This window comes from Microcystis sp. M53598_WE2 (genome assembly GCF_030067735.1).
GTDB classification, from domain to species: Bacteria; Cyanobacteriota; Cyanobacteriia; order Cyanobacteriales; family Microcystaceae; genus Microcystis; species Microcystis aeruginosa.
On sequence record NZ_JASJFE010000641.1, the window covers coordinates 1 to 3,999 of the forward strand.

A 3,999-nucleotide genomic window follows, 5' to 3' on the forward strand; every position below is an offset into this window, starting at 1 on the left:
CATAGTCACTATCGGCGCTACAATTGCTACATTGACCGAAGATAAACCCAGCTAAATTATCGAGAATTCCTGCTAATTTTAATTGATTTAACAGGCGATCTATTTCATAAATATCTTCACCAATATCTTCTAAAAATAGGATAGCACTGGTAAAATCTGGTAGATAGGGAGAACCTGCGATCGAGGCTAAAGTGGTTAAATTACCACCGATTAATTTACCTTTTGCTTGACCTTTAGTAATAGTTTGAATCCGATTTTTTACCCGCATTAAACGATTGGCATCATCGGGATCGGGAATATTTCTAAAAGTCAACTTTTCCCCGGAAAATAAAACCTGTCGAAAGCTTTCAGTTTGAGCGGTGCGCCAACTAGAAAAGCCATTGGGAGCATGGAAAGTAACTAAACCAGTTTTGGCATAAATAGCTAATAATAAAGAAGTTATATCACTAAAACCACAGATAATTTTCGGATGACGGCCAATTAAATCGTAGTCGAGATAAGGTAATAAACGAGCGCTTCCCCAACCGCCGCGAATTGGTAAAATTAAGGCAATATTATCATCGGCAAAAAATTGATTTATATCCGCGGCTCGCTCCCTATCTTTACCGGCTAGATAACCATAACGATCTAAAGCGTGTTGACCAACTTTTGGGACTAATTTTAAAGCTTTAACTGCTTCAATAACTATATTCAAATCATCTTCTTTAAAAGTTGCCCCCGCCGGACTAATAATACCCACTCCGTCCCCCGGTTGTAGATGTGGCGGTTTAATTAGAGGAAAATTATTGCTAATAACTTTTCTGGTAATTAGGGAAAAACTAACAGCAGTTAGAGCGGAATTAGTGAGAAATTGACGGCGCTTCATCCTGATAGTTTTTAGAAAAATTGCAAGGGAAATAAGAATTTAGGGATTACTGCTCAGAAAAAAAGTTTTCACAATTGCCCCAGCTAAGAGGACAATTAATGCCCAAACCTGATATTTTTGGTTTCCTTCTAATGAGTTTAGTCGATTTTCTATTCCCTCAACTTTTCCCGTTAACACCGCTTGTCCTACCTTTAAATCCGTCACATCTTTTTGTAACGAATCGATTTTTCCCTCCATCCGCGTCAAGATAGTTTCTAGGGAATAAGTAACCGTTTCCTGAGATTGATTCATTTGTTCAAGACCTTTTAGTTAATTGTTGCCCTAGAAAAGCCATTATGCTTCCGATTTTGCCATATCGCGAATGATATCACCGCGAGTGATAATACCAATTACTTTGTGGGTTTCTTCCTCAATCACCGGTAAACGACGCACATGACGATCATACATTAACGAGGCCGCTTCTTTCAAAGGGCGATCAGCCGTGATACTAATAGGTTTATCGGTCATTACTTCCCCCACGGTTTGACCGAGAGCTTTATGGAGTAATTTCTCGTGACGGCTAGGATTTTGTAGATAGATGACGCTATCGAGGAGCATAATGTAAGGAGGAGCTTCTACTCCCGTTTCCTGCCACATAAGGTCAGTTTCGGAGATAACCCCAATCAGTCGTATATTGTCATCCACCACGGGTAAACCACTAAACCGCTTTTCGGCCAAAATCTTCACTGCTTCAGACAGAGAAGTGTTAGCGGTGACGGTGATGGGATTGGGAGTCATGATATCGGCAACTGTTTTCGTCATCTTAGCGACCTGCGATAATAATGCTTTCTGTCTCCATCTTATCATTAGGGTAATCAGTCACCGCTTAATTATAACTATTCTTAAATCTTCGGGCGAGAAAATGGTATAAGATAAAAAGGAAATGGGATATTAATTTAGTTAGTTGACAAGGAAAAAGAAAAATGATCGCTCAACCTCAATACCCAGAAAGAATGACCCCGGAAGAGTATCTAGAATGGGAAGCTACACAGGAATGTCGCCATGAATATATTGATGGGGAAATTATCGCCATGACTGGGGGTAGTCTGCCTCATAATGATATTACCCTAAATTTTTACAGAACTTTATATTCTCATCTCCGTCCGCGAGGCTGTCGAGTCAATGTATCTGATGCCAAGGTACAAGCTAATAATAGTCGTTATTTTTATCCCGATTTGGTGATTAGTTGCGATTTTAGGGATAGAGAATCTCGTAATTTTATTCAACATCCACAAGTGATTATTGAAGTGCTTTCCCCTAGCACAGGAAACTATGATCGCACTAAAAAGTTACAATATTATCGTCAGATTCCTAGTTTACAAGAATACGTTTTAGTCGATCCTGAATCGATCAGTGTCGAGGTTTATCGTCGCGGTGAAGATAAAATTTGGTTTTACTGCGCTTATAGTCAAGGGGAAGAAATTATTCTATCTAGTCTCGATTTTCACTGTGCGATCGAGTTACTCTATGAAGGGATAAGTTTCGATTAAAGAAAGTTTACAAAAAGGTCAAACATTCCTAGACTTAAAATAAATACGTCCCGATTGTTTCGATAAATTCTATGTTACCGCCCCTATTAGTTCTTGATCCCTTGTTAGAAAACTGGTTACGAGAAGATCTCGGTAGAGGCGATCGCACCACCCAAGCAATTTTCTTTGGTCATGCTAAAATCGGTCAAGCTAGTTGGATTGCCAAAGAAGCGGGAGTTATTGCCGGTTTACCCGTAGCTGAACGAGTTTTTCAACTGCTTAACCCCACTATTCACTTTACCCCCACCGTTGCCGAGGGGGAATTCTGCCCCAAGTCTAAAGTTATTGCTGAGATAGAAGGTTCCCTCGATGCGCTGTTAATTGGGGAAAGAGTCGCTTTAAATCTTGCCATGCGCTTGAGTGGGATTGCTAGTGCCACTCGTCAGTATGTGGAGAAAATTGCCGATTTATCGACAAGATTGGTGGATACTCGCAAAACTACCCCCGGATTGCGAATTTTAGAAAAATATGCCTCCGGTATCGGTGGCGCTATTAACCATCGTTTGGGCTTAGATGATGCAATTATGATTAAAGATAATCATATTCAAGCAGCAGGCAGCATTGAGGAAGCAGTGCGTCGTGTACGGCAAAATATGCCCTATCCTCTCACAATTGAGGTAGAAACCAGCCAATTAGAAGAAGTGAATCAGGCCCTGCAGCAGCAGGTAGAGATCATTATGTTAGATAATATGGATTTAGAGATGATGCAAACTGCTGTGGAGATGATCCGCAATTTTAATAGTAAAACCAAAATAGAAGCATCGGGAAATATTACCCTTGATCGCATTCGCAACGTTGCCGAAACAGGAGTAGATTATATTTCCACTAGCGCCCCGATTACCCGTTCTACTTGGTTAGATATTAGTATGAGAATTGATTAAAAAGCTATATCAGTTATCAGTGATCAGTGATCAGTAGGTAGTGGGGTAGTGGGGTAGTGGGGGAATTTCAAGTAAAACCCTAAAACCCTAACACCTCAACACCCTAAACCCCTAAATCCCTATCACCCTATCACCCGACTCCTGAATTCTTACTCCTGACTCCCATCTATTCTAACCTCGATCGCATCGCCAATATTTAGGTGTAATTGCTTTTGGGCGCTACCACTATTGACGGCAATTTCTAACCCCCCGTGACTACCGATAAAAGCGACTATTTCTCCGGAAGGAACATCACTGTAGGTGTTTTTTGCGGGGATAATTTTTGGCCCCAACTGCACCGACCAATTTTTTCCCTCTAGGAGATAATCGGGAATATTGCTGATTAAATTGCCGAAAATGTCAATATATTGAATTTGACCCCTGATTTTATCTTCCTCGATTTGCGGAACAGCGATCGCTAATTGTTGCAAGCTATCGGGATCAATAATCTCACCTAACATTTCTAGGGGTACTCTCCGGGACAATTGACATCCTCACCGCCGTAAACGGACGGTGATTCCCAAACCTCACGATTTAGGTTTCTGCTTCTTTCCCTTGCGGGGTTCCGCACCTGCCTTAACAGATTTACTCTGTTCTGGTCTTATGGTCGCTCTACAGACTGACGCCGCAAGCCCTGCGGCCAAAA

5 protein-coding genes and 1 pseudogene are annotated in these 3,999 nt (G+C 41.2%); 2 read left to right on the top strand and 4 right to left on the bottom strand.

The window, feature by feature from the left end:
- The 3 genes from PX636_RS12995 to PX636_RS13005 form a co-directional block, all read right to left on the bottom strand.
- On the bottom strand, positions 1 to 865 hold an 865-nt coding region (locus PX636_RS12995), incomplete at its 3' end, for a S66 peptidase family protein (RefSeq protein ID WP_288117511.1).
- 39 nt (positions 866 to 904) lie between these two features.
- Positions 905 to 1,156, bottom strand: a complete 252-nt coding sequence (locus tag PX636_RS13000) for a hemolysin XhlA family protein (RefSeq protein WP_002797836.1) — start codon at positions 1,154 to 1,156, stop codon at positions 905 to 907.
- A 42-nt stretch (positions 1,157 to 1,198) separates the two neighbouring features.
- Positions 1,199 to 1,666: a CBS domain-containing protein gene (locus PX636_RS13005; RefSeq protein WP_002765452.1), complete on the bottom strand. Its 468-nt coding sequence runs from the start codon at positions 1,664 to 1,666 to the stop codon at positions 1,199 to 1,201.
- A 161-nt stretch (positions 1,667 to 1,827) separates the two neighbouring features.
- Between PX636_RS13005 and PX636_RS13010 the strand changes: the two genes are divergently transcribed.
- The gene (locus PX636_RS13010) at positions 1,828 to 2,394 is read left to right on the top strand and encodes a Uma2 family endonuclease (RefSeq protein WP_002797834.1); all 567 of its coding nucleotides are present in this window, start codon (positions 1,828 to 1,830) and stop codon (positions 2,392 to 2,394) included.
- 71 nt (positions 2,395 to 2,465) lie between these two features.
- Complete coding sequence (gene nadC, locus PX636_RS13015; protein WP_002781548.1) at positions 2,466 to 3,314, top strand: carboxylating nicotinate-nucleotide diphosphorylase; 849 nt, start codon at positions 2,466 to 2,468, stop codon at positions 3,312 to 3,314.
- A 149-nt stretch (positions 3,315 to 3,463) separates the two neighbouring features.
- On the opposite strand, the pseudogene PX636_RS13020 reads toward nadC, so the two are convergent.
- A pseudogene (locus PX636_RS13020) lies at positions 3,464 to 3,838 on the bottom strand (SAM hydrolase/SAM-dependent halogenase family protein); the annotation flags it as partial.
- Positions 3,839 to 3,999: the final 161 nt, after the last annotated feature.

What these genes read in the sequence shown, in the direction of transcription:
- PX636_RS13000 (WP_002797836.1), bottom strand. Translation starts at nt 1,156, where the DNA reads ATGAATCAATCTCAGGAAACGGTTACTTATTCCCTAGAAACTATCTTG.
- PX636_RS13005 (WP_002765452.1), bottom strand. Translation starts at nt 1,666, where the DNA reads ATGACGAAAACAGTTGCCGATATCATGACTCCCAATCCCATCACCGTC.
- PX636_RS13010 (WP_002797834.1), top strand. Translation starts at nt 1,828, where the DNA reads ATGATCGCTCAACCTCAATACCCAGAAAGAATGACCCCGGAAGAGTAT.
- nadC (WP_002781548.1), top strand. Translation starts at nt 2,466, where the DNA reads ATGTTACCGCCCCTATTAGTTCTTGATCCCTTGTTAGAAAACTGGTTA.